This window comes from Ferrimicrobium sp., assembly GCF_027319265.1.
Classification (GTDB): Bacteria; Actinomycetota; Acidimicrobiia; order Acidimicrobiales; family Acidimicrobiaceae; genus Ferrimicrobium.
The window spans coordinates 63,578-89,422 of record NZ_DAHVNP010000076.1; the positions used below are offsets into that span (position 1 = coordinate 63,578).

At 56.9% G+C, this 25,845-nt stretch carries 26 protein-coding genes; 6 read left to right on the forward strand and 20 right to left on the reverse strand.

What is annotated here, in order from left to right; all coding sequences use genetic code 11:
* Positions 1–31 precede the first annotated feature (31 nt).
* Complete coding sequence (locus tag M7439_RS12020) at positions 32–667, reverse strand: DedA family protein (RefSeq protein WP_298342384.1); 636 nt, start codon at positions 665–667, stop codon at positions 32–34.
* Between the two features lie 50 nt (positions 668–717).
* On the opposite strand from M7439_RS12020, the gene M7439_RS12025 reads away from it, so the two are divergent.
* Positions 718–945: a twin-arginine translocase TatA/TatE family subunit gene (locus M7439_RS12025; protein ID WP_298342387.1), complete on the forward strand. Its 228-nt coding sequence runs from the start codon at positions 718–720 to the stop codon at positions 943–945.
* Positions 946–1,663: 718 nt separating this feature from the next.
* On the opposite strand, the gene M7439_RS12030 is transcribed toward M7439_RS12025, so the two are convergent.
* From M7439_RS12030 to M7439_RS12065, 8 genes are all read right to left on the reverse strand, one after another.
* Positions 1,664–2,077 (reverse strand): cytochrome c oxidase subunit 4, encoded by a 414-nt coding sequence (locus M7439_RS12030; protein ID WP_298334116.1) that lies wholly within the window; start codon positions 2,075–2,077, stop codon positions 1,664–1,666.
* Positions 2,067–3,752 (reverse strand): cytochrome c oxidase subunit I, encoded by a 1,686-nt coding sequence (gene ctaD, locus M7439_RS12035; protein WP_298342390.1) that lies wholly within the window; start codon positions 3,750–3,752, stop codon positions 2,067–2,069. The genes M7439_RS12030 and ctaD overlap by 11 nt, the downstream gene beginning before the upstream one ends.
* A gap of 39 nt (positions 3,753–3,791) precedes the next feature.
* On the reverse strand, positions 3,792–4,595 hold the full coding sequence (locus tag M7439_RS12040) for a cytochrome c oxidase subunit II (protein ID WP_298342393.1): 804 nt from the start codon (positions 4,593–4,595) through the stop codon (positions 3,792–3,794).
* Positions 4,596–4,603: 8 nt separating this feature from the next.
* On the reverse strand, positions 4,604–6,172 hold the full coding sequence (locus M7439_RS12045) for a ubiquinol-cytochrome c reductase cytochrome b subunit (protein ID WP_298342396.1): 1,569 nt from the start codon (positions 6,170–6,172) through the stop codon (positions 4,604–4,606).
* Positions 6,169–7,065: a ubiquinol-cytochrome c reductase iron-sulfur subunit gene (locus tag M7439_RS12050; protein WP_298342399.1), complete on the reverse strand. Its 897-nt coding sequence runs from the start codon at positions 7,063–7,065 to the stop codon at positions 6,169–6,171. Before M7439_RS12050 ends, M7439_RS12045 begins: the two co-directional genes overlap by 4 nt.
* The gene (locus M7439_RS12055) at positions 7,062–7,943 is read right to left on the reverse strand and encodes a c-type cytochrome (protein ID WP_298342402.1); all 882 of its coding nucleotides are present in this window, start codon (positions 7,941–7,943) and stop codon (positions 7,062–7,064) included. Before M7439_RS12055 ends, M7439_RS12050 begins: the two co-directional genes overlap by 4 nt.
* Positions 7,944–7,985: 42 nt before the next feature.
* On the reverse strand, positions 7,986–8,582 hold the full coding sequence (locus tag M7439_RS12060) for a cytochrome c oxidase subunit 3 (protein WP_298334099.1): 597 nt from the start codon (positions 8,580–8,582) through the stop codon (positions 7,986–7,988).
* Positions 8,583–8,658: 76 nt separating this feature from the next.
* Positions 8,659–10,815, reverse strand: coding sequence for an AAA family ATPase (locus M7439_RS12065; RefSeq protein WP_298342406.1), 2,157 nt, complete (start codon positions 10,813–10,815; stop codon positions 8,659–8,661).
* A 216-nt stretch (positions 10,816–11,031) separates the two neighbouring features.
* Between M7439_RS12065 and hemE the strand changes: the two genes are divergently transcribed.
* A complete protein-coding gene (hemE, locus tag M7439_RS12070; RefSeq protein ID WP_298342409.1) occupies positions 11,032–12,135 on the forward strand; it encodes a uroporphyrinogen decarboxylase in 1,104 nt (367 codons plus the stop codon).
* A complete protein-coding gene (locus M7439_RS12075) occupies positions 12,132–13,466 on the forward strand; it encodes an NAD(P)/FAD-dependent oxidoreductase (RefSeq protein WP_298342411.1) in 1,335 nt (444 codons plus the stop codon). Before hemE ends, M7439_RS12075 begins: the two co-directional genes overlap by 4 nt.
* Before the next feature lie 42 nt (positions 13,467–13,508).
* Here the strand turns inward: M7439_RS12075 and cobT are convergent, their stop codons facing one another.
* Together cobT and M7439_RS12085 are read right to left on the reverse strand one after the other, a co-directional pair.
* Positions 13,509–14,561, reverse strand: coding sequence for a nicotinate-nucleotide--dimethylbenzimidazole phosphoribosyltransferase (gene cobT / locus M7439_RS12080; protein ID WP_298342414.1), 1,053 nt, complete (start codon positions 14,559–14,561; stop codon positions 13,509–13,511).
* Entirely contained in the window at positions 14,558–15,055 is a 498-nt protein-coding gene (locus M7439_RS12085; protein WP_298342417.1) for a GtrA family protein, read from the reverse strand. The genes cobT and M7439_RS12085 overlap by 4 nt, the downstream gene beginning before the upstream one ends.
* 70 nt (positions 15,056–15,125) lie before the next feature.
* Here M7439_RS12085 and tesB point away from each other — a divergent pair, with 70 nt between their 5' ends.
* Complete coding sequence (gene tesB / locus M7439_RS12090) at positions 15,126–15,977, forward strand: acyl-CoA thioesterase II (protein WP_298342420.1); 852 nt, start codon at positions 15,126–15,128, stop codon at positions 15,975–15,977.
* A 52-nt stretch (positions 15,978–16,029) separates the two neighbouring features.
* Here tesB and M7439_RS12095 read toward each other — a convergent pair whose 3' ends face one another.
* Both M7439_RS12095 and M7439_RS12100 read right to left on the reverse strand, forming a co-directional pair.
* Positions 16,030–17,298, reverse strand: a complete 1,269-nt coding sequence (locus M7439_RS12095; RefSeq protein WP_298342422.1) for a citrate synthase — start codon at positions 17,296–17,298, stop codon at positions 16,030–16,032.
* Positions 17,299–17,324: 26 nt separating this feature from the next.
* Positions 17,325–17,780 carry an N-acetyltransferase gene (locus tag M7439_RS12100; RefSeq protein WP_298342425.1) on the reverse strand — a complete coding sequence of 152 codons (456 nt, stop codon included), beginning with the start codon at positions 17,778–17,780 and terminating at the stop codon, positions 17,325–17,327.
* Positions 17,781–17,835: 55 nt separating this feature from the next.
* Here M7439_RS12100 and M7439_RS12105 point away from each other — a divergent pair, with 55 nt between their 5' ends.
* Positions 17,836–18,690, forward strand: a complete 855-nt coding sequence (locus M7439_RS12105) for a PAC2 family protein (RefSeq protein WP_298342428.1) — start codon at positions 17,836–17,838, stop codon at positions 18,688–18,690.
* A 55-nt stretch (positions 18,691–18,745) separates the two neighbouring features.
* Here M7439_RS12105 and M7439_RS12110 read toward each other — a convergent pair whose 3' ends face one another.
* The 6 genes from M7439_RS12110 to groL all read right to left on the reverse strand — a co-directional run bounded on the left by M7439_RS12110 (position 18,746) and on the right by groL (position 23,779).
* The gene (locus M7439_RS12110) at positions 18,746–19,453 is read right to left on the reverse strand and encodes an NUDIX hydrolase N-terminal domain-containing protein (RefSeq protein ID WP_298342431.1); all 708 of its coding nucleotides are present in this window, start codon (positions 19,451–19,453) and stop codon (positions 18,746–18,748) included.
* Positions 19,454–19,688: 235 nt separating this feature from the next.
* Positions 19,689–20,114: a hypothetical protein gene (locus tag M7439_RS12115; protein ID WP_298342434.1), complete on the reverse strand. Its 426-nt coding sequence runs from the start codon at positions 20,112–20,114 to the stop codon at positions 19,689–19,691.
* A complete protein-coding gene (locus tag M7439_RS12120) occupies positions 20,101–20,340 on the reverse strand; it encodes an NIL domain-containing protein (RefSeq protein WP_298342437.1) in 240 nt (79 codons plus the stop codon). The genes M7439_RS12115 and M7439_RS12120 overlap by 14 nt, the downstream gene beginning before the upstream one ends.
* Positions 20,312–21,172, reverse strand: a complete 861-nt coding sequence (gene larE / locus M7439_RS12125; protein ID WP_298342440.1) for an ATP-dependent sacrificial sulfur transferase LarE — start codon at positions 21,170–21,172, stop codon at positions 20,312–20,314. The genes M7439_RS12120 and larE overlap by 29 nt, the downstream gene beginning before the upstream one ends.
* A 42-nt stretch (positions 21,173–21,214) precedes the next feature.
* The gene (locus tag M7439_RS12130) at positions 21,215–21,961 is read right to left on the reverse strand and encodes a chlorite dismutase family protein (RefSeq protein WP_298342443.1); all 747 of its coding nucleotides are present in this window, start codon (positions 21,959–21,961) and stop codon (positions 21,215–21,217) included.
* 192 nt (positions 21,962–22,153) lie between these two features.
* Positions 22,154–23,779 carry a chaperonin GroEL gene (groL, locus tag M7439_RS12135; RefSeq protein ID WP_298342446.1) on the reverse strand — a complete coding sequence of 542 codons (1,626 nt, stop codon included), beginning with the start codon at positions 23,777–23,779 and terminating at the stop codon, positions 22,154–22,156.
* 316 nt (positions 23,780–24,095) lie between these two features.
* On the opposite strand from groL, the gene M7439_RS12140 reads away from it, so the two are divergent.
* On the forward strand, positions 24,096–24,821 hold the full coding sequence (locus M7439_RS12140) for a glycosyltransferase (RefSeq protein WP_298342449.1): 726 nt from the start codon (positions 24,096–24,098) through the stop codon (positions 24,819–24,821).
* Positions 24,822–24,831: 10 nt separating this feature from the next.
* On the opposite strand, the gene M7439_RS12145 is transcribed toward M7439_RS12140, so the two are convergent.
* Positions 24,832–25,845 (reverse strand): glycerate kinase, encoded by a 1,014-nt coding sequence (locus M7439_RS12145; RefSeq protein ID WP_298342451.1) that lies wholly within the window; start codon positions 25,843–25,845, stop codon positions 24,832–24,834.

The window sequence follows — 25,845 nt, forward strand, 5'->3', positions numbered from 1 at the left end:
AACCACTCTCACACTCCCAAAACGGCACGCATCAATCCTCAGCAGCAGGATTTGGCTTCCGCAAGGACGGACCAAAGTGTCGATATAGCCCAACACCGAAGAATAAGACAACCACAAGCGCCAACACAATCTCACTCGTCAGACTTGCATCCTTCAACACGGATGCATAGTTCGCTCCTGCGACATACCCAAGCCCTGTGTAGAGTCCCGCCCAACAGATGCCACCGAGCGCATTAAAGACCAGGAACCGCCGGTAGCGCATCTCGGCAATCCCCGCAGCCCCTGGAATCAGCACACGAAGGACCGTCGTAAACCGGCCAACAAATACGCCGAGGCCTCCCCGCCGACGCAATAGGTCAATAGCCTTGTCAAGCGACTCTGGCTTTAGCAGTCGGCGCGGAATCTTCTTCATCACCCGCGGCCCGTATCGAGCGCCGACCCAATACCCAACCGAATCACCAATAATTGCACCCGCAGCCGCAATCCCCCCTACGAGCCATACCGGGAAACGACCTTCAGCGGCCAGCACGCCCCCCAACACGACAGCAGTCTCACCAGGGAAGATGAAACCCAGGAAAATAGAGGCTTCCAATGCAGGGAATGCGAAAACCAGAACCAACGCCAGTAACGAAGGAACAGATAATAGCCGGGAGACGAGAAAGTTCATTTTGTCTAACCTCTCGTGCTAAGTTAATGGAGAAGTACCGAAGGAGTACCATGTTACTAGCAGATATATTCAGTCCTACCGACCTCATTGTTGTCGTCGTCGTGCTCCTCCTCATCTTTGGAGGTAAGCGGCTTCCCGGTCTCGCTCGTTCGATTGGGTCAGCGACCTCTGAGTTCAAGAAAGGCGTCGACGAAGGCGCCCGCTCCACTGCGGACAAGCCCGACGAGCAGCCACGTGCCGAGGCAACAAAGCCCGACGAGAGCACTAACCCAGAGTAGCTCGCGTCACACCGGGACGTTATCGAGTCCTGTCCCGCTGTGAACTCACCGGAACCCCGGGGATGCCGCGATACCGCACACACGGTAACGCACCGAGCATCCCTGGAGGTGCCGACGTCCTACCGGTCCTGTATGCCACGGGGGAGAACCCACTCGATCATGGCAGTCTTGGACTCCCGCAACTGCAACCGAGTATTTCTACTCCGTGGTTTTCATCTACACGACCGCTGCCCGACAATCGCACCTTCGTCGGCCCCCTTCCAAGAGTCCACGATGGCCTCGACACCCGCCACAGCCCCGGTGATAGACCAAAGCATGGCGGACCAGTGCCTACCAATACTCACATAGCGCAAACGACCACTTCGAAGGTATCGCGCAACGGCTCACATCCCGATCGACAACCTGTTCCGCACCCCCGTAGCTCCCAGCGGTGAGGCAAGAACCGCACAACTCCCGCAACGGCACTGCCAGTCGCATGAATGGCGCCCCGACTACCGAGATTGACGCAGGGAATATAGAAGCCTGCCTTCATCTCGCCTTTGACCGTGACCAACGGCTAAGCAACCGGACCCCGGCGCACTAGCCCCAACCGCCACCTAGCAGGATCCCCCAGAGTTGCGCTATTGCCAATCTGAGGCAGGGCATACGCCGGTATGAACTCGAACCTGGCAACGACGAGCGTTCATGAAACTAGTCGCCCAAGAAAGAACGACAGGTCTCAGGAATGGTGCACATTCTCCACTTCGGAGTAGGACGCCCGTTTGGACTCCTGCGTCGCCCCGATTGCAGCACCGAAGACAAAACCCATGCCGATGATGGCGAACCACAGCCCGAAGACAAAGGCCAATCCAACCAACCACACACCGACTCCGAGCGTGAACGGGAATATTGTATTCTCAGGAAACTGGCCGATCACCCCGGTGATATCCTTTGGTTCTACCTCGGTATCCTCAAGTCGTGGCTGCATCCTCCGAGACCACCAGCCCAAATAAAGACCAGGCATCAGGCCGAGGCCGGCACTCGCCAAGAGCAGCACAGAACCAGTTGATTCATGGCTCCACAGGAAATAGATGATCAGAACAACGACAAAGAAGCTACCAATACCGAGATAGACTCGCGACTCATTCCGCACTTTCGTCACCTCCTGTAAGAACTGGGACCGCATCAGCGTGCTCGGGATGATTCATATCCCACGTCGGACGAGCCGATCGAATGGCCGGAAGGGAGTGGAAGTTGTGCGGAGGCGGCGGAGAGCTTGTCGCCCACTCCAACGTAAAGCCATCCCAAGGGTTATCTCCTGCGGGGCGTGGACGGCGCCAAGAGACGATGAAGTTCAGCAGGAACAGGAACATACCAATGCCCATCATGTAGGCACCCACAGTCGACATCCGATTCAGGAAGGTGAAACCATCAGCTGGCGAGTAGATGGCGATCCGTCGTGGCATCCCTCGGAGACCGAGCAGGTATTGGGGCATAAAGGTTAGCCAGAATCCGATGAAGGTCACCCAGAAGTTCCACTTGCCGAGCCCCTCATGCATAAACCGGCCGGTCAGCTTGGGGTACCAGTAATAAATTCCGGCGAAGCCAGCGAAGACCGTGGTGGCGATCAACACCTGATGGAAGTGAGCGACAACGAAGTAGGTATCGTGGGTGTAGAAGTCAATCGGCGGCGATGCCAACATCACTCCAGTGATCCCGCCCATCACGAAGGCAAAGATGAAACCGACCGCGAACAACATTGAGGTATTGAACTTAATCTGCCCACCCCACATGGTGGCAATCCACGTAAAGACCTTGATGCCGGTTGGAACCGCGATCAACAGCGACATCGCGGAGAAGAAGGGGAGCAACACGGTACCGGTAGTGAACATGTGGTGCGCCCAAACACCAGTGGAGAGACCAGCGATCGCGAGGGTCGCAAAAACCATACCCTTGTAGCCGAAGATCGGCTTCTTCGAAAACACTGGGATCAGCTCCGAGACGATTCCGAAGAAGGGCAAGGCCAGGATATAGACCTCCGGGTGGCCAAAGAACCAAAACAGGTTCTGCCACATCACCGGCACGCCGCCCCCGGCGACACTAAAGAAATGCGCACCAAAGTGTCGGTCCGCGTACAACAGGACCAGAGCCGCGGTCAACACTGGAAAGGCGATCAAGATAAGCACTCCGGTGACGAGCATGCTCCAGCTGAACAACGGCATACGGAACATCGTCATGCCCGGCGCACGGAGATAGAAGATGGTCGTCACCAAGTTGACGGCTGTAAAGATACCAGAGAAACCCACCATCGCGATCGAGACGATCCAAAGATCGGGACCGGGACCGGGAGAGTACGGCGCTGTCGAGAGCGGTGCATAGGCGACCCATCCGAAAGCCGCTGCACCCGAAGCGGTGAAGAAACCAAACAGCATCGTGACGCCCCCCAAGAGGAAGAGCCAATACGAGAGGTTGTTCAGCCGTGGGAACGCCATATCTGGCGCCCCAATCTGGAGCGGAACGATGAAGTTTGCGAATCCACCGAAAGCAAAAGGCCCTGCAAACAGGTACAGCATCATCGAACCATGGATCGTAAACAGCTCATTGTAGGTCTGTAGTGAGACCACATGACCATTCGGATTAAAGAGCTGAGTGCGTATCAACAGAGCCATCGCACCAGCAATGAACATGAACGCCAACGCCGTATACATGTAGTTCTTGCCAATGACCTTATGGTCAACCGAGGTGATCCACTTATAGAACCCGCCGGGAGCCTTCTGCTCGTGCAGAACAGCCCCAGTTTGAACCTGCGGCTCCTGAAGAATCGTCATTGTTCCACCTTAACCCTTATCTTGCATATATAACTCATCCTAAGCTCCCTGGTGTGCATGGATCCACGACTGGAACTGACTCGGGGAGACCACATGAACATAGAACAACATATCGGCATGGTACAGACCGCAGAACTGCGAACAGCGCCCAAGGAAGTTCGCCGTGTGCTGCGGCGTGAAGTCGAAATAGTTGGTGACGCCTGGGAGTGCATACCTTGAGAAATCAAACTCCGGCATATAAAACCCATGGACCACATCGTTGGAGACCAAACGGAACGTAGCGGTCTCGCCGACCGGCAACTCAAGTGTGGGATACAGATCGACGCCTTTGGTGATGGTGGTCACCCCATACTTGGGGTAGTAGAACTTCCAACCCCACTGAAACCCAGTCACGTCGACCCGCAAGTTGGGGTTACGAGCCACCGTATCCACCTTGTTCTCGACGCGAACCGTGAAGAAGTAGAGCACGGCAACGATGAGCACGGGGACAACAGTATAAAACACCTCGAGCTTGGTGTTGCCATGAATCTGCTTAGGGATAATCGAATCTCCCTTTCGCCGAAAACGAATGATCGCCAATGCCAAGAGAATGAAGGTGATGCCACCCACAAAGATCGAAGCCACAAAGAAACCTTGAAAGAGATGATAGGTGCTATTCCCTTGCACCGTGTTGCCCTTAAAGGCCCCGAAACTCGGGAGGTTACACGCGGACAACACCAAACCCGCTCCCAACACGCCCGCGACGGGTGCCAGCAGCCTCGCCACCCTTGGTGCAAGGCCACCTTGTCGGCGACGACCGTGGAGAAGACGCTGCATCAATCCCTGCTGATTAGACCTATCCACACTCCACCTCAATCCCTCGGAACCTCAAAGACACCATGGTCATCTTCGACCCCAGATGTCTCCGCCGAACTATCTCCTGGGGCTGCATCATGAGAACTCATCGAATGACCATTACCACCCACCAAACTACGGTAAGCGACCTCTTCGGGCAGTTCTCGGATCTCCTCCTCCTCCCCGTGGATACTCAGCTCAGCCAAGGTAAACGATCCGTCGAAGTCACGCCGAATCTCTACTGGAATCTTGGGATCGCCAATCGTCGGGATCGCCGCCATCTCTCGCAACAGAAGGTAGGTGACGAGACCAGCCACCAACGGAAGCACAAAGAGCATGATGCGTAGAGTCCAAAGCACCAGATTCAGTGAAGTCTGGAAGGTGTTCGCCAGAACATCGGTAGCGCTTGCGAGGAACAACACGATGTAGAACATCAAGATACCAACGCCAACCGAGGTCCGCACGGGATGCTCTCTTGGACGATCACAGATATTGTGCTCACGATCATCCTTGGTGAATCTCTTCTCAATCCACGGCCATGCAAACAACAAGCCAAAGGTGACGCCCGGGAGCAGAACCGCCGGGAAGAAGACATTTGGGATCATATGGCCCCCGTAGGTTGGCCCAAAGACCGCCTCCCAACTCGGCATCAAACGCAAGGCGCCATCCAGCCAACCCATATACCAGTCCGGCTGTACCGCGTAGGAGACCTTGTAAGGAATATAGGAGCCATAGAGCCAAATGGGGTTGATCTGGACAAAGCCACCGAGCGCGGCGATCACGGCTGAGGTGATGAAGAAAAAACCACCAGCTTGAAGCGCGTACGCGGGCCAGAACGGAATACCAACGACATTGCGGTTCGTTCGTCCCCGCCCTGGGTACTGGGTGTGCTTCTGGTGCCACATAATGGCGAGATGTGCCCCAATCAGACCTGCGATGATGGCAGGGAGGATCAAGACGTGAATAATGAAGAACCTTGGAATGATGGAGGTTCCAGGGAAGTTCGAGCCAAAGACAAAGAAGGCCAGATAGCTCCCGATCACGGGGATCGAGAGAATGATGGAAAAGGCGATACGAATACCGGTACCAGAGATCAAGTCATCGGGCAGGGAGTACCCGATAAACCCATTCACGATAGCGAGGATCAGCAAAGAACTCCCAATAATCCAGTTCAGCTCGCGAGGCTTGCGGTAGGAGCCGGTGAAGAAGATCCTCAGCAGATGGACCACGATCGCGGCGATGAAGACATCCGCGGCCCAGTGGTGGATTTGGCGCATGACCAGACCCGCACGGACGTTGAAGGAGATATTGAGCGTCGAGGCATAGGCCTCTGATACCTTCTGGCCGCGTAGTGGTGCGTACGATCCATGATAAGTGATCAAATGCTGGGATGGCACATAGAACAGCGTGAGAAAAACACCAGTAAAGATCAGGATCACAAAGGAGTACATCGCGATCTCGCCCAACATGAACGACCAGTGATCAGGGAAGATCTTGTTGAACGAGCTCCGTGCAAATTTCGCAACCCCTAAGCGCTCATCAGCAAAATCAGCGGCCTCAACCGCCCTTTCTTCTAGCGTACTCACGCTCCACGCTCCCAAAATCCAGGACCAATCGGTTCATCAAAGCCAGACTGTGATCGCAACACCCCGTCAGTCCCGACATAGAGCGGCAACTGCGGTAACGGTCGCGGAGCCGGGCCAAACACATTTGTCGCGCCAGTGAGGACATCGAACAGGCTCTGGTGACAGGGGCAGAGGAGTTGCTGGGTCAACTCTTGGTATAACCCCACCGGACAGCCCGCATGAGTACAGACCTTTGAGAACGCGAGGTACCCCTGTGGTCCCCATGTCTCCCTCCCCGGCCGAGTGACTAAGTCGTAATCAGCAGCCCGGACCAAAATGACCTGATCGATCGCGTTTGATGGCTCGCCTTCGAACCCCTTGGGGAAAACGGTCATCACGCCACCGACCTCAAGATCGCTCGCTAGCACCGTTCGGCCATCAGCAGTCACAAGCTCTGAGCCATGCTTCCAGTTGGTCACAAAGAGCGACTTCCCAGGAACTGGACCGAGCGAGCGAAGGAAAGGGAATAGGTTGATAATGCCAAAGACGCCCACCGCTCCACCGAGGAGGCGCAGCAGGAATTTTCTCCGACCCACTTGCCCCAGCCCTCGTGACAACGATGCGTGCATCGCATCCAGATCTTCAGGAGCACTCCTCATCTCATGGCGCTCTTGCACGTAGGGCCCCTGTGGGACGAGATACTTGCCCCAAGAGACGATACCGACCCCGATACCGCCGAGTGCAAGAAACAAGAAACCACCTTCAACCTGAGGTTGGCCCCCGACCCAATAAGTCACCCCAAGGCCAATGGTGCCGACGACGGAGACGATAAAGCTGATCGCCACGACTTTCTCCATCAAAGGACGTCGAATCTCCTCATCTCCGGCACCCTCAAAGAGTTGGGTATCGCTCATTGCGCCCGTCCCCCAATCCAATAACCCGCCACCATCAACGAACCCAATCCAATGAGAATGGCTACAAAACCTTCAGCCACCGGACCAACACCGCCCAGTGCCAGCCCACCCCGATCATTGGGGTGCTGGATGTAGGTGACATAGCGGACGATATCATCAACCTCCTGGTTCGAAAAGGTACCCGGACCAAAACGCGGCATATTGCCAGGTCCTGTTCGTATGGCCTCGGCCACTTCCGTCGGCGTTGCCGCCCAGAGCGACGGCGCATAGATATTGTTTGCCAATGCATCACCAGCTCCCGTGATGGTATGGCACGCCGCACAGTTCTCGGCAAAGAGTGACTCTCCTTTTGGCAAGTTCGCCAATCCGAGATTCGGAGAGGGGATAGCAGGACCCCCTGGAGCCAGCGACGCCACATAGGCCGACACCGCCAACTGCTGCTCATGCGACAACCGCGGCGGCTTGATCGCCGCCTGCTCCGTCGGATCTGCCAACGGCATCCGCCCAGTCGCTACCCAAAAGTCGACAGTCGCCGCCCCAAGTCCCTGCAGGTTAGGAGCTCGCACCGAACCCTCAGCGTCAGGACCATGACAGGTCTGGCAGTCCTCAGCGAAAAGCTCCCTACCCTGTGGAATCAGACTTCTAGGTGGATTTTTGTAGACAATCGGTTGTTGTGATGCGGTACCATGAGCCACTGGCTTGGCCCCAACTTTGGCGTGCGACGCCACTTTGGCGCTCGTCAGCGCCTCCGTATGCCCTTGATGGGGATATAACGCAATCGTAGCGAGCGCAAGCACCGCCGCACCGGATGCCACGGAACCCACTGCCCATTTGAGCTGAGACTGTCTCTTGCTCTTACGCCTCTTGTGATCGTTCACCACACCAACCCCTCATCATCAACCACCTCAAATACCGCACACTCAGTGCACCAGAAACAGACAGGCATAGAGCGCAACCCACACAATGTCAACGAAGTGCCAGTAGTAGGACAATGCCTGCAGGCCTGGCAAGTGACGGGAGCCGCCCTTGATGCCCTTGAGCCGAAAAAGAAGAAACAGCATGGCCACCAAACCAAGAATCACGTGCAGGCCATGAACTCCGGACATGACATAAAACAATGAACCATAGGCATTGGTCTGCGGACCAAACTTCAACGTGGACCACTCAACCGCTTGGTTCGCAATGAACGATCCTCCCATGATGAAGGTCAACACGATCCACCACATCGCGCTCCTGGGACGATCATGCTCAGCCTCAAAAACTGCCTTCTGCATCGTCACACTCGACATCACCAAGATGGCGGTGAAGATGCCTGCCTGCACGGTATCGAGGTGGGTTCCCGCTGGTGGCCAAGGCGAACCATCATGGGCCCGGATAGTAAAATAGGCAGCAAAGAGACCGCTGAAAAACATTAGCTCTGAGCCAAGCCAGACAATGGTACCTAACCCGAGTATGGATGGCTTTGAGAATCGGATCGGTTCTCGTCTCGTCGGCGCTGCGACAGTCGTCTCAGCCATTGTTACCCATCACTCCCAGCACTCCTTTGTCAGACCAACCTTGTCAGACCAACCCTGACGCCACTATATCGCTCCATCACACAAGCATGGACTCGACCCATCCAGGTATCGAGTTGAGGAAAACCATCGAGACAGAGCGAGTCGCGCGAGTAAGGGCCACATACATCGACCGTCGAAGAAGATCACCCTCCTCCGGCACATCGAACCCAACAAGCGCTACTGAATCGAACTCCATCCCTTTGACCCCGGACACACTAGCTACGAACACTCTAGCGACATCGACTTTGCAATTGCAAATCAATTGGAGCAACTCCGGGACCTCATCTGGAACGACGAGCGCGACCGTACCCTCGGCCTCGGCCAGCCAAGTACGAACCTGGTCCTCGAGGTGCTGAACGAGGCTGGCATGATCGATCACAGTGGTCGTAAGTGTCCCGACAAGCGTCCGGACCGGGACCTCCTGAAGTGCCTGATCGCCCAGTATACGACGTCGAAGACGGTCCGCTACCCTGGCAAGCAGCCGTGGAGAACGGTAGTTCATCGGGAGTCGTATGAGCTCGAACTCAGATACCCCAAAAGGACCCATCACCTCCCTCCACGATCTCCCGCGATAGGGGCCAACCGCCTGTGCGAGGTCACCGAGCACCGTAAGAGAGTCCTTAGAAGTTCGTCGACGGATCACTCTCGCAGCCATCGGCGATATGTCTTGAGCCTCATCGACTATAACATGACCGAATATCTTCGGTTGAGGTACCCCAACGAGCGTGTCAATCTCGTCGAGAAGCATGATATCTTCGTCGGTCCATTGCACCTCTGCCAGTACCAGATCTGGTGGTAACGACAAGGCAGCCACCTCATCTTCACGAAGGGTCGATCTGGCGGCAAGCTGCAGCAACGGACGATGGGTGAAGAGATCGAAAAGCAGCTCCTCCGCCTTGAGCGCTGGCCAAATCCGCTCAACGATCCGTTGAAAGCGCTCTACCCGGCGGAGTTGGAGTACCACATCACCAATGATGTCCTCCTCGGTGTCCTCGGGAAGTCGCAACGGCAGATCGAGGTCATCATCGAAGAGGTTGATGACATTCTCACTTAAATCAGCAGGACTCATGGAGAGTTGCCCGCCACGAAGAAATTCGATGGCCAGTTCCCTTGCAAGATAGGCCTCAACCGCTTTACGCCGCTGATTATGACGCCCCTTGGCCGCAGCTCCAGCCAGGACCGCTCGCTGCGTGAGCTCCGGTGACACCACAAGAATTCTGGACCCAAAGGGTATACTTGCAGTCTGCTTCAGTGGCCGCTCGCGGTCCTTGACCGCCTGTCGTAGTACACGGGCCATGCGAGGGTCACCCTTCAACCGTGCTACCAAGGCATCACGGGTGGGGGCCGAGTTCATGCGCGGTTCGCGCAACCCAGCGATGGATCGCACCTCCACACCACTCTCACCCAAGGAAGGCAGGACGGCACGAACATAACGAACAAACGACTCGGAGGGACCAAGCACGAGTACACCTTGGCGTTCTAGCCTCCAACGGTACGTGTAGACGAGGTAGGCTGCTCGGTGTAGCGCCACCGCCGTCTTGCCGGTTCCGGGCGATCCCTCGATCACAATGGTCCGATTCAGTGGCCTTCGAATCAGCTCATCTTGATCGGCCTGAATCGTCTCGACGATGTTGGCCATCTCCAGTGTGCGTGGACGCTCCAGGGCAGAGTAGAGCGATGCTCGCCCCACCAACGCATCTTCCCGGTCTCCTCGATCCGAGGCGACCAAATCCTCACACTCCAGACCGACAAGGCTTCGCTGTGCAATCGCGAGATGCCATCGTCGCTGCAGCCCCATCGGGTGGAGTGCAGTCGCTCGATAAAATGCTTCGGCGACTGGTGCTCGCCAGTCAACCACCAGCGGGTCGCCGGTATCATCGGAGAGAGAAATGCGTCCAATGTGGTACGACGCTGGGCCCTCGACGTCGTCGAGGTCGATTCGCCCGAAGAGTAGAGGATGCGCACCCACCTCTAGTCGTCCAAGACGGGTGAGGGAGGTCTCGATCGTCACATCGCGCTCAAGCCGCGCCTGGGGAGTCCCCCCTCTGGGGAGTTCCAGTGCCTGATGCATAGATCCTTGGATCCTTGACTTGAGCTCATCGAGTGTCCGATACGCCCGTTCAACATAGGCCCGCTCTAGCTCAAAGGCGTCCAGCTCAGCACCGACAGCGTGCTCCTGTTGGTCAGGCGTCATCGGATTCAACCAACTTCAAGGTGACCATTCGCCACTCGATTACATATCCCAAACTACACCTATCGCCATTGGTGACCTTCGCACACGTTTTGCCTATCCCGACCATCCACTCTACCCGGTCCCCAGACATAGGTTCACAAGAGCCATCGTGGGCGTCACTCGACATCGATAGCTGACCCTTCAGGTGTCGTGCCAGTAGACTCGATGAGTAGCTCTATGAATACACAGACCACCGACCTCAGCTCCTCCGTGCTCCTCAAAGCACTCCACCAGGAGACAACAGAACGAACGCCCGTCTGGTTTATGCGCCAAGCTGGCCGTTCGTTGCCAGAGTATCGGAAGGTGCGCGGGGTGGAATCGATCCTCAAAGTGCTACAGTCTCCAGAGTTGGCCGCGGAGATCACGCTACAGCCTGTGCGACGTTACCAAGTTGATGCCGCAATACTTTACTCCGACATCATGGCCCCACTGGCGAACCTGGGGATCGGGATTGATATTGTCGCTGGAGTGGGACCAGTCATCGAAGAGCCCATGCGGTCGATGCGCGATGTCGAGCGGCTCAGGGCAGTTGACCCTTCGATCGACCTAGCACCAATGGCGGCCGCCGTCGCGCTCTGTGTCCAGGAGCTCACTGTTCCGTTGATCGGATTCTGTGGTGGGCCGTTCACCATCGCAAGCTACCTCGTCGAAGGACGTCCATCACGGACACACGCCACCATCAAGACACTGATGCTCCAAGAGCCTGAGGTCTTCCATGAACTCGCCTCACGTCTGGTGGATATCGCTATTGCTACCCTCACCGTCCAGGTTGATCAGGGGGCCAGCGTGGTACAAATATTCGATTCATGGATCGGAACGCTGAGCCCGTGGATGTTTCGCACGTGGGTGCGACCGCATCTCCAACGCCTCGCAGAGGCGTCCGCACGACTGGGAGTACCAGTGATCTATTTCGGGGTCGAAACCGCAGGGCTGCTTGAGGACCTTGCCGATCTCGGTTTCCCGGCGTTAGGACTCGACTGGCGCATCGACCTCGGGAACGCAGCGACACGATTGGGCTCACAGGTGGCCTTGCAGGGCAACCTTGATCCGTCGATCCTCCTCGCGCCCACGGAGACGGTGCTGGCGGCAACCGAAAATGTGCTGACCGCTTCCGCAAAGGCCAAGGGATATATCTTCAATCTTGGCCACGGAGTCCTGCCTGAGACAAATCCCGACACGCTCGCCGCCATCGTGGAGCTTGTCCATCAACGTGGGGCAAGCCTACGTGGTGCAGCTGGTCTGCCAGCCACACCCGACCGAGCGGCCGGAGCCAGCCGATGAAGGTCGCCATCGTTGGCGGTGGCATCAGCGGGCTTGGGGCCGCCTGGGAGCTCATGCAACACGGCCACGAAGTAACGGTCTTTGAGCAAGAAGAGCGACTTGGCGGTAAGTTACAGACGACCACCATCGACACGGTTCAGGTAGAGCTGGGGCCCGACTCCTATCTGCGTCGAAACCCGTCTGCGAACGAGCTCCTCGATCACTTAGCCCTCTCCGAGATCTCTCCAGCAGCCAGCAAAGCACTCCTCTATACGTCTACCGGGACCGAGCCCATTCCAGCGGGTCTCAATCTGGGCACTCCACTGCGACCGCAGCAGGCGATGGCCAATCACCTGGTGCCACCCTCCGCTCGTCTACGAGCCGCTATCGGGGCGCTCATGCCCTCGCTTTGGCCTTCTGGTCCCAGCGACGACCTCGGTGCTATCGTCGCGAACCGTTATGGACGTCGATGGGCGGACGCAAATGTTGAACCCCTCGTCGGAGGTATCAACGCCAACACCATCTACGGACTGAGCGCCCAAACCAGCGCACCAAGCATTCTGCATGCCCCTCCACCTGCACCGTCGTCGGGAGCAGCAGCCACACCAGCCTTTGGAGCACCGTCAGGGGGACTGTCCATACTCATCAACCAGCTGCAGGACGCATTGCTAGCTGGAGGGTGTACGATCGTCACCGGCTCCCCGGTACAGTCGATCGAACGACGTGGCCCATCCGATGTGCTCATCACGACTCCGGCGGCATCCTACGCAAGCCAACGGCTGCTCCTCGCCCTGCCTGCCGACCAAAGCGCTTCACTGCTCGGTCCCCTCTTCAACGAAGGGCACAGTCTGTTGAGCACCATCCACTACTCATCAGTTTCCATGCTCATCAGCTACTCCAAGGAGGTATTGCCATCACGCCTTCTCGAGGTCAGCGGCATCTTAGTAGCGCGTGACCTCGGCCTTCTCACCACTGCGGTGTCAATTGCCTCGAACAAGTGGCCAGGTTGGACCGCTCAGGCTGGAACCCTTTTGCGGATATCAACCGGTTCGCTCTATGATCGCCGCCACCTACGCATGGCAGATACCGAGCTACTGGAGGCACTGACCCTTGAGGCGAATCAAATCCTCGACCATCAATTGCCCACGACGTGGAACCGTATCGTCCGTTGGAACCGTTCCTTCCCGCATTTTCGCCCCTACCATGCACAGTTGATCGCCAAGTTGGATGCCGATCTATTCGATCGGTTTCATGGGGATATTGGCGTCACTGGTGCCTACATCAATGGCTCAGGTATCCCAACGTGTATCGCCACCGCCAGGTCACGTGCACAACAGCTGGTGTCAGCGTAGCTACCGGTTGTTCGCGGCTGACTGGCCGCGACCACTGGTTCACTAACCTTTTTCCGTTACGCCTGCGGCATCGAAGGTAGCCATTTCAGCGAGTACCCGGGCGGCTGCTCGAACCATCGGAACCGCCAGCACGGCCCCTGTTCCCTCCCCCAAGCGCAGATGAAGATCGAGCAAAGGTTCCAGCCCAAGATGTGCCAACCCAACCGAGGCGCCTGGCTCAACCGAACGATGCCCGGCGATAAGGTAGTCAACGACCGCTTGGTCCTCCGCGGCAGCCATCAATGCGGCAGCGATGGCGATAACGCCATCGAGGATCACCGGCACTCGTGCCTCCGCTGCACCAAGGATCAGACCGGCAAGAAAGGCATGTTCGAATCCACCCATGCGCGCTAGAAGTTGCACGGCATTCGATCGATCACCATGGTACGAATCGACGACCTGGGTGACGATGGCCGTCTTTTTTGCGAGCGTATGATCATCAACTCCAGTGCCACGGCCTGTCACATCGACGGCACTCACGCTACAGACGGTTGCGATCAGTGCCGCTGAAGGTGTGGTGTTGCCTATCCCCATATCTCCTGTTACGAAGAGATCGATGCCTTGCGATGCCTGTTGGGCGGCAAAGTGTCTGCCCTCCTCGATCAGGGCAGCAGCAACAGCCTCTGTCATCGCCGGTTCGATATGGATGTTGCCCGTGACCTGCGCTCGCTTAACGCTGTACAACATGGGGGTTGGCGTAAACTCCGCGTGGACACCACAATCAACGACGACGACCTGGGCACCAACTTCATCGGCAAGCACATTAATGGCAGCGCCTCCGGCAAGAAAGTTGTGGATCATCTGTGTCGTGACCTCCTGCGGCCATGGGGACACTCCTTCAACCAATACGCCATGATCACCAGCCGCGATCACGACCATCGGTTTGCTTGGGATACGAGGAGGGCAGGCACCACTGATGCCGGCTAGCTGTACACCCAGATCCTCCAGACGACCCAGTGATCCGGCCGGCTTCGTGAGTCGACCCTGCAGCTGTAACGCCGCCTCCATCGCATCGCGGTCGAGGAACCGACTCGCTTCCTCTCCAGGTGGGTTCATAGTGGCTCTACCTCACTGTTTGCTGTCTCACTGTTTGCTGTCTCTACAAAGAGCCAGATATTGAAGATGAAAAACTTGCCGACCCAGACTACGCCGAATGCCACCAGCGATGCAAAGTTCACAAAGAGGGCATCGGTGAGGTGCGAGAGGTGATGGGTCTGTGCAAACGATTGCGCCAAACCAACCGTCACGAGAGAGAGGGCGAGCCCGATAAACGCAAGCGTCCAAAAGGGAACGATCTCGCGGAGAAAATGGGACTTGCCAGACTTGCCCCACGCCCAATTCCGGTTGAGGTAGTACGAAGGCACGGCCGCGACGGCGGTAGCCACGATATTGGATACCTCGGCGGAGAAGAGCCGAAAAGCGCCGAAGACCAAAAAAAGTACGACTTCGGTGACGATCACCGAGACCACTGAAGCAAGTGCATACTTAATGGCTTTGAGACCGACCTTGCCGACCAACCAGCCATAGAATGTGCGATAGAGAGACTGCACGGGACAATCCTAGTCGTTTTGCAGCGGTTGATAACCATAGCCCTTGGCAGAGGGCATAGATAGGAGAATGGTGTCAAAAGCCCTTGATGATCTCATCACCCTGCTCGATCTCGAATCGATCGAAGTCAACATCTTTCGCGGGCAAAGCCCGCGAGAGGACCGCCAACGAGTCTTCGGTGGCCAAGTTGCCGGACAAGCACTCGTGGCCGCCGGGAGAACGGTTGCCAGCGATCGAGCCGTGCACAGCCTTCACGCCTATTTCATCCGACCCGGAGATCCAAACATTCCCCTCCTCTATGAGGTAGAACGCATCCGCGATGGAAAGAGCTTCAGCACACGCCGCGTGCTTGCGATCCAACACGGCAAGCCCATCTTCAACCTCTCCGCGTCGTTTCAAGTCGAAGAGGAAGGGCTCGAGCACCAAATCGAGGCGCCCCAAGTCCCTGACCCACTCAGCCTCCCTGATTTCGAAGAGACGATGGCACCATGGGCAGAGCTGATGGGAGAGTGGTACGACCGGCCACGGCCCTTCGATATTCGCTATGTCTTGCCACCCACTATGGCAAAACTGCCACAACCCCGGAAACCCCAGCAGATGATCTGGCTGCGAGCCGATGGTCAACTTCCAGACTCTCCCCTACTCCACGCATGTCTGTTTGCCTATGCCTCAGATATGACCTTGCTCGACAGCACGCTGCTCCCCCATCAGCTGTCTTGGATGGACCAGAGAATCTTTGCTGCCAGCCTGGACCATGCGATGTGGTTTCACCGCAGTGCCAGAGCCGATGACTGGTTTCTCTATGACATGATCAGCCCCACCACCCAACACTCCCGAGGCTTAGCCCAGGGGAGGATGTATGATCAAGCAGGCCGACTACTCCTGTCGGTCGCCCAAGAGGGCCTCATCAGGGTGAAGCCCTGATGGCTTGCTGCTCTACTGCTTCGCTAGAGAGCAGCAAGCTGTCGGTGACTATCTATCGATCTGCAATCGGCACGAAGTCGCGCTTGTCGGCACCAATATAGCGCTGGCGAGGTCGGGCGATCTTGGCGTCCTGATCGAGCAACTCCTGCCAGTGCGCGAGCCAGCCGGACATGCGAGGGATCGCGAACAATACCGGGAACATGTCCACCGGGAAGCCCATAGCCTGATAGATCAGCCCGGAGTAGAAATCGACGTTCGGATAGAGCTTACGCGAGATGAAGTACTCATCCGAGAGTGCCACCTCCTCCAGTTTCAAGGCGATATCGAGGAGTGGATTCTTGCCAGTCACATCAAATACGTCATAGGCAACGTTCTTAATGATCTTGGCACGAGGATCATAATTTTTATAGACCCGATGACCAAAACCCTGCAGCCGTCCGTGGCCCTCTTTGACTGAGCGAACAAAATCTGGAACATTCTCAATACTGCCGATCTCGGTCAGCATCTTCACTACCGCCTCGTTCGCACCGCCGTGACGTGGTCCATAGAGAGCCGCACAGGCAGCGGCAGCTGAGGAGTAGGGATCGGAGTGAGCAGAACCAACCACCCGCATCGCCGTTGTTGAACAGTTCTGTTCATGATCAGCGTGGAGAATGAAGAGAACATCGACCGCTCGGATCAGCCTAGGATCTGCCTCATACCGAGGCTCAGCGATCTTCCACATCATGGAGAGGAAGTTCTCAGGGAAGCTTAGCGCATTATCAGGATAGACAAAAGGCATGCCCTGGGAGAAACGATAGGCAGCAGCCGCTAACGTCGGCATCTTCGCAATCAATCGTACGATCTGGCGATGACGAGCCTCGGGGTCGAAGATCTCCTTGGCGTCCAGATAGAAGGTAGAGAGCGCCGCAACCGCTGAGACCAGGATGCCCATCGGGTGAGCATCGTAGTGAAAACCCTCAAGAAAACGCTTACGCACGTTCTCATGGATGAAGGTGTGGTGGGTAACCTCGTCGACCCAAGCCGACAGCTGCTGTTCGGTCGGCAGTTCGCCATTCAAGAGGAGATAGGCGACCTCAAGATAGGTCGATTTCTCGGCGAGTTGCTCGATTGGGTAACCGCGATAGCGGAGGATCCCCGCCTCCCCGTCAAGATACGAAATACTACTCTCTGACATCGCTGTCGTCGCGAGAGCCGGATCAAGGAACCAGATACCAGGCAAATGCTTGTTCCACTGTTCCGCGGACACCGTCCCGTCAACGATCGGGACCTCGAACGCCTCGCCCGTACGGTTGTCTGTGATCGTAATTGAATCAGCCATTTTCTCCTCTTCTTGTCTCGTGGCTTTTAACTTGCCTCCACTACAAAACGGTACACACTTGTGTCGCGAACTACAAACCCAACCGACTCATACAGGCCATGAGCAGCGACCCTGCTGGCCCTTGACGTCAGGTCGACGGTCGCTACGCCGAGTTCCTCCGCGGCTCGTAGGGCTCGTTGGGTCAGCAACCGACCCAGCCCCTTTCCTCGCAAGGAGGTATCTACCACCACATCCTCTACCCATGCCCGCTGCCCGGTCAGTATCGGGAAAACAACCAGGGTCAACATGGCGCCGATCTGACCCTGCCGGTTAACGGCAACGAAGAGATGCGACGAAGGCGCGGCGAGGACTTCGTCGAGCCGTTCCAGTGTGAGCGACCCAGCTCGCTGCGAAAGCTGTGGTAAGAGCAGATTGATTGCCTGGAGGAGCTCGAAGTTTCCCTCCTTCGGTTGTATGACTTGCCACTCGTCCACAGCCATCATCAAAACTCCTCTCGTTTACCTTCAGTTTTCACCTTTGGCAACTAGCATAGATACGATGAGAGATATCGTCTGGCATAGGCGGGTAGGCCAACGCCGAAAGCCCGCGACGCTCATCGCGGCGCTTTCTGGGTGGACCGATGCAGGTGATGCCGCAACAATTGCCTATAATCAGATCAGTACGGCTCTTGGACTCGTCGATCTTGCGTATCTCGATCCAGAGAAGTTCTATGACTTTTCCATGGTCCGACCCATGGTAACCATTGACCACCGCGGCATCTCCGAGCTACGTTGGAGTACGCTCGTCATCGGCGAGGCGACCACAAAGCGCTATGGACCGGTCTTCTTCCTCTTTGGACCCGAGCCACAGTTTCGGTGGAAGACCGCATCGGCAGAACTGCTTGCGGTAGCTAACCTGCTGGCTGTTGACCGGGTCATTACCCTTGGTTCGCTCCTCGCGCCTGCACCGCACACGAAACCACCACGGCTGTTTGGTTATGCGAGTACTCCAGACGTCGCCGACCTGCTCCAACTCGACAGTCCTCGCTACGAGGGGCCCACTGGCTTTCTGAGTGTGCTCCAGTCAGCCTCAGTGAGCTATGGCACGGAGATCGTTTCCCTCTGGGTCGAAGTGCCGCACTATCTCAGCCAGTTTCCGGCGCAACGCTCAGCACTTGCCCTCCTACGTCAACTTGAGATCCTCCTCGGCATGGAAGAGGACTTCCGCGAGCTCAGAGAGGACCTTGGCGACACTGATCAAGAAGTGAAGGACTTCGTCTCTCGGGACCCCGATCTCGTCGCCTATATCTCGTCGCTGGAGTCCAACTACGAACAGGAACTCAACGTACGATCATCGATCGATACCATCGCCATTGAGGCGGAACGCTTTCTTCGCAGACAGCAGGGAGAGTAACCAAAGAAGGTGCAACCCTATCCCTCGACACAGTAGGACTCAGAGGCAGTAGGACTCAGACGTGATCAGCCCGTACAGGGTCAAAGTACGTAGTGAGTGGTGGCTCCTCGCCGTCTCGGATCCAACTCAACCATGGTAGTTCCAATAACGCTTCGAGACGAGGTGGCAGTCGATCGATAGCAAACCAGTCCGCTCCCGATGTTTCGAGCGGGTGCGGTCGCAGTTCACCACCGTCGGCTTGACAGAGGAAGATTGAGCTATACATTGCGACCCGGGTGAACCCCAGTCGCATGCCATCAAGGACCGCGAGTAGACGCGTCGGCGTGCAGCGAATCCCCGTCTCTTCCTGGACCTCCTTCACGACCACCTCAGCTGGCGAGTATCCAACGTCGGCCCAACCTGTGGGGTAAAGCCAGACTCCACTATCTGCTCGGCGAACGAGGAGCATGCGCTGCGATGAATCGAGTACAATGGCGCCAACCGCGGTCTTTGGCGTCACATAGCCTGGAACCCCTCGTGGCCCCTCCTCCGTCAACACTGATGCATCAACTCCGGCGTTTTGGGAGAGACCTGCCTGTTGCATTCGGCCGACCACCTTAAGGATTTCGTCGTAACGTTCACGCTCATAGAGTGAATCACTGAATGCTAGCCCCGTCTGAGCAATGGCGGCCAGCGACAGGATCCACTGCGCCAGCTCGTTCACTGATGCTGGACCTCGAGGGTCGTCTGTCGCCCCCTGACTACCTCGGTCGATTTCACCCACTCAACATATTCCTTCGCTCACCATAAGCCTAGGACTGGTACGCTACAGGGGTGGCCATTCAAGAGACCTGCAAACACTATGTTCTACAAACACTCCCTTCAGGAGAGCGCATTCAAAGGTGCAGGCTCAAAGCCAACCTTGATCTCCCGTTCGCCTGTCCACCTGATTGCCTCTTCTATGAGGCCCGTACGCGAGTGACCAAAATTGGCTGGGAGATCCCAAAACGCAAGGATGATTAGCCGCGCGTCGGTTCTTCAGTCAGGGCGCGCAATCTGCGGGCCTTGGCTACGCCCCAGGCGAGGTGCAACGCGGACAGATCCGAATCGATATCCACTGCACTAGCAGGCAGGAGGCCACGCCGCTGCAGGGCTGGCGTGCTCGCAGCACAACCGTTTTCGGCCAGCCCTTCCATGATCCGACGGCGAATCAGCCCCACCGGGGGCTCTCGCTGTGTCTCTGCCGGCGCTCCAAGGAGCAGCGCCAACTCCGACTCAACTTGGCGCTGCAGCTCCGTGAGCCAGTCGAGATCGACCTCACCTTCGCGCACCAACTCTGCCTCGACTCTCGCGAAGTACGCCGGCATCGCCATCGTGAGACCATCAAGGAATGCTGCTGAAATTCTCCCAAACTCCTCTTGGGTCACCGGTTCACTGAGCGTCATCGTCCCCCTCAATCATCTCCACCTCAACTCCAACAGATGTCAGCCAATCAGTCGCAGCAGCCACTGAGTTCTCATGGCCCTCCAACGTGCAAACGATCCACCCGAGATCGTCTTCAACGTTTGCCCGCTTGATATTGGCAATCACGCCGTAGTTCTCCACCAGTTCCGCAATAATGGGCTGACCGATGAGCGCGCCCTCATACCACAGCTTGACGATCACCTTCATCGCCGCTTGCCCCCTTGAGCACCCGGTTCAACGAACCGCTCCGGAATCCTCCTAAATCGAGCGTACTATAGACAAATCCGAGTCGCTCGGCTTCGGCGACAATTTGCTCACGATTGGCCAACATCCGCTGGAACATCTCCGGGGGTAGCTCGATTCTCGCGATGTCGCCATGGTGGCGTACCCTAACGACCGAGAGGCCAAGACGATGAAGAAATCGCTCAAGGCGCTCCACAGCACTCAGCCGCTGGATCGTGACGGGCACCCCATAGGGAATGCGTGAGGCTAGACAAGCCGAAGCTGGCTTATCCGCAAGCTCCCCGAGCCCTAACGAGCGAGCTATCGACCGGATCATGGACTTGTCTACCCCACACTCCACAAAGGGCGAAGCGACTCCAAACTCATCCGCAGCTCGCAGGCCCGGACGGTAGTCACCCAGATCGTCAAGGTTGGTCCCGACGACAATCGTCGCCTTCCGATGAAGCGCAATGGGCAAAAGCTCCTCAAAAAGATGACTTTTGCAGACGTAGCATCGGTCTGGTGCATTCTGGACATAGTTCGGGTCTTGGATCTCATCAGTGTGAACCTCCATGAAGTTCAACGACTCTCGCTGCACAAAGCCTCGAACGCCTTCGAGTTCTTCTTGCGATAACGACGGAGAAACCGCCGTCACCGCCAACGCGTGATCACCGAGCGACCTGTTCGCCATCGCCGCAAGGACAGCAGAATCGACCCCACCAGAGAGGGCCACCACCACGTTGCCGACACCTAAAAACCAGCGTCGAACTTCGCTGATTTTATCATCGACCAAGGACGTGTCTACATCCACCGCCATGCTCGGCATCCTCCTTCCAGCGCTTTCGCGTGCCCCAAAGGACTAATTTTCAGCAAAGAGGGAGGAGAAGACTACCTCAGGATCCTGGAGAACTCCGACGTAGAACGGACCAAACTCTGCATACACCGCCGACACCTCGTCGTAGCGCATCGTATAGACCACGTCCTTCAAATCATCTGGGTGGCGAGCAAATAGCGTCACACCCCACTCCCAATCACTCACGCCGGTCGCACCGGTCACCAACTGGGTGACACGGCCAGCGAATTTTCTCCCCGACGAACCGTGCTCTCCCATGAGGTGCTCGCGCTCATCAAAGCCAAGTGCATACCAATTTTGATCAACGTTGCGACGCTTAGCCATTGGGTAGAAACACCACGCATCCTTACCTTTGGGCGGCAATTTTGGGTACAGACGCGGTCGCTTACGCTCCTCGGTGATATTACGTGCATACTCAGAGACTTCGGTGATGGAGAAAAATGAATCGCTAAAGACCAGGCCAGCACGTCGTAAATCCAACTGAAGACGTCGTAGCCCGAGAAGATCCCGATCGAGTGCCATGATGGCGACCTCACAACGATGGCCCAATGTAGCAACCGTCAATACCTGGGTGCCGCGCTCTATGGCCTGCTTGACCCTCGCTGTCGCAAGTTCCGGATCGAAATCCTTGGTAGCGTCCCCAAAGAGATGCAAAACGTTGAGCCCTTCGGTAACCTCCGAACACGGAACCTCCAGTTCATCCGCTCCTTGGCTGAGCTCCTCTGGCTGCATCATTTCCTCATCCCTTACCATGCTATCCTCTCCTTGTGTGTCCAACCGCGCACTGCCCAGCCACCACACCTGCGGGGCAAATTCGCTACTTCTACCTTAGGGACCCCACCGGCGGTAGCAACAATCGCTCGCTGGCCAACCTGTCTACAGCTGGGCAGAAAACAGCAATGGGCGACACGTAGTGTGCCGCCCATTGCCTTAAAGAACTCGCAACTAGAAGTCCTCCATGCCTCCAGGTGGCATCGCCGCCGACTTCTCTTCTGGCTTATCAACGATCGCAGCCTCTGTTGTGAGGAAGAGCGCCGCAATCGATGCTGCATTTTGTAGCGCCGAGCGAGTCACCTTCACCGCGTCAATCACGCCGGCAGCAAACAGGTCCTCGTAGATACCGGTGGCCGCGTTCAGGCCGTCGGAGCCATTCTTGAGAGAACGCACCTTCTCGACCACAACACCGCCTTCCAGGCCAGCATTTGTGGCGATCTGGCGCAGTGGACCCTCAAGGGATTTCTCCACCAACCGGACGCCAGTAGCCACGTCTGCATCGATTTGCTTATCGGCCAACTGAGAGACGGCCTCCTGTGCGCGCAGAAGTGCAACGCCGCCGCCAGGAACGACGCCCTCCTCGATGGCTGCCTTCGTGGTCGAGACCGCATCCTCGATGCGGTGCTTCTTCTCCTTGAGCTCCACCTCTGTCGCTGCGCCCACCTTGATGATGGCAACTCCGCCGCTCAACTTGGCAAGCCGCTCCTGCAGCTTCTCACGGTCATAGTCAGAGTCTGTCGTCTCGATCTCATTTTTGATCTGCGCGACTCGACCCTTGATCTCGGTCTCATCGCCAGCACCTTCGATGATGGTGGTCTCATCCTTTGAGATCTCTACACGTCGCGCCCGACCCAGCAGATCAAGCGTTGTGTTTTCAAGCTTTAGACCGACCTCTTCAGAGATCACTTGACCACCGGTGAGGATCGCCATGTCCTGCATCATCGCCTTGCGTCGATCACCAAAACCAGGGGCCTTGACTGCAACAGAACGGAACGTTCCGCGGATCTTGTTGACCACGAGCGTGGCGAGAGCTTCGCCATCGACGTCTTCGGCGATGATCAACAATGGCTTGCCAGCCTGCATGATCTTCTCGAGCACCGGCAAGACATCACGAATCGCAGAGATCTTGGAGCTGTAGAACAAGATGTAAGGATCCTCGAGCACCGCCGTCATCGACTCCGGATCGGTGGAGAAGTATGGAGAGATATAACCCTTATCGAAACGCATGCCTTCGACCAGATCGATCTCCATCCCAAAGGTCTGCGACTCTTCGACCGTGATGACCCCGTCCTTACCGACGCGCTCAATAGCCTCGGAGATCATCTGACCGACCTCCGGATCGGCCGCCGAGATCGAGGCAACCTGGGCAATCTGCTCCCGCGTTTCTGTCTCACGAGCGAGATTCTTCAACGAGAGAACAGCCTCTTCTACTGCGAGTTCAATTCCCGTCTTCAACAACATGGGGTTTGCCCCAGCGGTGACGTTGCGAAGGCCTTCGCGGACCATCGTCCACGCCAAAACTGTCGCCGTCGTTGTGCCGTCACCTGCGACATCATCGGTCTTCTTGGCAACTTCCTTCACCAGTTCAGCACCAAGTCGCTCAAACGGATCCTCGAGCTCAATCTCCTTGGCGATGGACACTCCATCGTTGGTGATGGTGGGTGCTCCCCATTTCTTATCGAGCACCACATTACGTCCCTTGGGTCCGAGGGTTACCCGCACCGCGTCAGCGAGCTGGTTCATCCCTGACTCGAGCTTACGTCGAGCCTCATCATCGAACAGAATCAGCTTAGCCATAGCCACTTTCCTCCATTGTGTTTACCGAAACTAGCGTGTTTACCGAAACTAGCACTCTACATACGAGAGTGCTAACAATCCTAGCCAGACTGCGCACCATTCACGCACGCTCTGCTCCTCAAAATTCCGTTCAACCGCGGGGAACTCACCGGCCCTCGTCTGACATCCTCGTTTCGGTCCGCTTTGCGACTGCGGAAAAACCACGAACTTGGGCCTCGGCAAGCCAGGACTCAGACACCGTCTGCGCATAGGGCCACACAAACTTCTAGGATGATACGTCGTGGTCGTCAAAAACTCCCTGAGCCCAAGGAACACCGTGGCGCTCATCATACCAGCTCGAAATGAGGCTCCACGACTCTCGCATGTGCTCGATATCGTCACCTCTGATCAAGCCGCTCTTTTTGACGAGATCATCGTTGTAGACGATGGTTCCACTGACGCCACCCAAGAGGTGGCCCATGAGTTCCCACAGGTACGCGTTGTCGCTATTCGCGACGGGAGGCCCGGCAAGGGTAAGGCGCTGCGGGCCGGTTGGGAACGGTCCATGGCCGACATTGTCGTGACCTGTGATGCGGACTTAGGCTCGCTGCAGCACGAACAGTTGAGTCGTCTTGTTTGGACGCTCACAAGCCAACGACAGTTGCGGCTCACGAAAGCAGCGTACGGTAACTCTGCTGATGACAGTGGACGGGTGACTGAACTCACTGCAAAGCCACTACTGGAGGTTTTCTTCCCGTCGTGTGCCGACTTGCAGTCTCCACTCAGCGGCGAGATGGCGTTCTATCGTGACGACGCCATCTCTCTGGATCTTCCAGATGACTACGGTATCGACATCGCCATTCTGTTAGAACTTGCGCAGCGTTATGGGCGCAGCGCCATCGCCGAAGTCCCCTTTGGCATGAAAGATCACCCGCACCAACCGCTTTCGTCGCTCGGCATTCAATCGCGACAGGTCATCCGTGCGCTCCTCGAGCGCGTCGAGCGGCTCCAGATAGATGCGCAGGAGCCGATCCCAGAATCTCTGATCACACAACTCCTCTAGCCTGATTCACTTAGTCCTCGCTTACCGCCGTGGCTAGCTGAGTAAGCAGCCCGAGCGGGTTGGCCAACGCCATATCGAGACCAAAAAGCTCACTCAACACCGATACCCGGTGTCCTCGCTGGCGCACGGCCCGTACCGTCTCGGGTGCCGCAGAGCCGACAACCACCCAAACTGGCGTACCTTGACTCTCAGCAAGCCTGAGAACACCGCCTACCACCTTCCCACCAAGCGACGTATCGTCGAGCCGGCCCTCGCCAGTAACAACCAGATCAGCATCGCCGATCTGGCGCGCCAGTTGGACTCGGCCGGCCACCTCATCAAACCCAGAGGTGAGCTCGGCTCCGATCGCCAACAAGGCCCCCGACAAGCCTCCTGCCGCCCCAGTACCAACAAAATGGTCAAGATCGATCCCGTACCAACGCTGATACCAGCTTCGCGCAGCGCCGAGCCTCATCGTGAGTAGTCTTACCGCTTCCACACTCGCTCCCTTTTGAGGGCCAAAGACGGCAGCAGCGTCACTAAACCGAGTCTGCACATCGAGCGCAACCCTCAACAACCTGGGATCAGGTGCAAGACGACGCTGTCGCACCCTTCGGATAAAACCAAGTCCACCATCGGTAACCGCAGAACCGCCGCAACCAATAAGAATCCGGTGTGGTTCCGATCTTCGTAGCGCCTCTTCAAGCAGAATCGCAACGCCGGTCGAGTCCGCACGTATCGGATCATTGTTCGCAGCGCCACCGATACGCGTTAATCCGATCGTCTCCGCCGTCTCAAGGATCACCTCAACGTTGTCCTGATCGAAGGCCCGATAACCAAGACGCGCACGACATGGACGACCAAGAGCATCGACGGTCGCCACCTGTTCCCATCGGTCCGCGAGGACTTCAAGAAAGCCATCACCACCATCAGAGAGGGGGCACTCTCTTACCTCGTCGGCGCGAAGTGCTCGCGCAAGGGTATGGGAGACCTCTCGTGCCGACGCCGTACCCTTAAAGCTGTCAAAAGCGGCTAGAACCTTCAC

Excerpts from the sequence above, each read along its gene's own strand:
- hemE (WP_298342409.1), top strand. The coding sequence starts at position 11,032 with ATGAATACACAGACCACCGACCTCAGCTCCTCCGTGCTCCTCAAAGCA.
- M7439_RS12065 (WP_298342406.1), bottom strand. The coding sequence starts at position 10,815 with ATGACGCCTGACCAACAGGAGCACGCTGTCGGTGCTGAGCTGGACGCC.
- M7439_RS12020 (WP_298342384.1), bottom strand. The coding sequence starts at position 667 with ATGAACTTTCTCGTCTCCCGGCTATTATCTGTTCCTTCGTTACTGGCG.
- M7439_RS12025 (WP_298342387.1), top strand. The coding sequence starts at position 718 with ATGTTACTAGCAGATATATTCAGTCCTACCGACCTCATTGTTGTCGTC.
- M7439_RS12120 (WP_298342437.1), bottom strand. The coding sequence starts at position 20,340 with ATGAAGGTGATCGTCAAGCTGTGGTATGAGGGCGCGCTCATCGGTCAG.
- M7439_RS12075 (WP_298342411.1), top strand. The coding sequence starts at position 12,132 with ATGAAGGTCGCCATCGTTGGCGGTGGCATCAGCGGGCTTGGGGCCGCC.
- ctaD (WP_298342390.1), bottom strand. The coding sequence starts at position 3,752 with ATGACGATTCTTCAGGAGCCGCAGGTTCAAACTGGGGCTGTTCTGCAC.
- M7439_RS12050 (WP_298342399.1), bottom strand. The coding sequence starts at position 7,065 with ATGAGCGATACCCAACTCTTTGAGGGTGCCGGAGATGAGGAGATTCGA.
- groL (WP_298342446.1), bottom strand. The coding sequence starts at position 23,779 with ATGGCTAAGCTGATTCTGTTCGATGATGAGGCTCGACGTAAGCTCGAG.
- M7439_RS12100 (WP_298342425.1), bottom strand. The coding sequence starts at position 17,780 with ATGATGGCTGTGGACGAGTGGCAAGTCATACAACCGAAGGAGGGAAAC.
- larE (WP_298342440.1), bottom strand. The coding sequence starts at position 21,172 with ATGGCGGTGGATGTAGACACGTCCTTGGTCGATGATAAAATCAGCGAA.
- M7439_RS12060 (WP_298334099.1), bottom strand. The coding sequence starts at position 8,582 with ATGGCTGAGACGACTGTCGCAGCGCCGACGAGACGAGAACCGATCCGA.
- M7439_RS12115 (WP_298342434.1), bottom strand. The coding sequence starts at position 20,114 with ATGACGCTCAGTGAACCGGTGACCCAAGAGGAGTTTGGGAGAATTTCA.
- M7439_RS12095 (WP_298342422.1), bottom strand. The coding sequence starts at position 17,298 with ATGGCTGATTCAATTACGATCACAGACAACCGTACGGGCGAGGCGTTC.
- cobT (WP_298342414.1), bottom strand. The coding sequence starts at position 14,561 with ATGAACCCACCTGGAGAGGAAGCGAGTCGGTTCCTCGACCGCGATGCG.
- M7439_RS12105 (WP_298342428.1), top strand. The coding sequence starts at position 17,836 with ATGAGAGATATCGTCTGGCATAGGCGGGTAGGCCAACGCCGAAAGCCC.
- M7439_RS12130 (WP_298342443.1), bottom strand. The coding sequence starts at position 21,961 with ATGGTAAGGGATGAGGAAATGATGCAGCCAGAGGAGCTCAGCCAAGGA.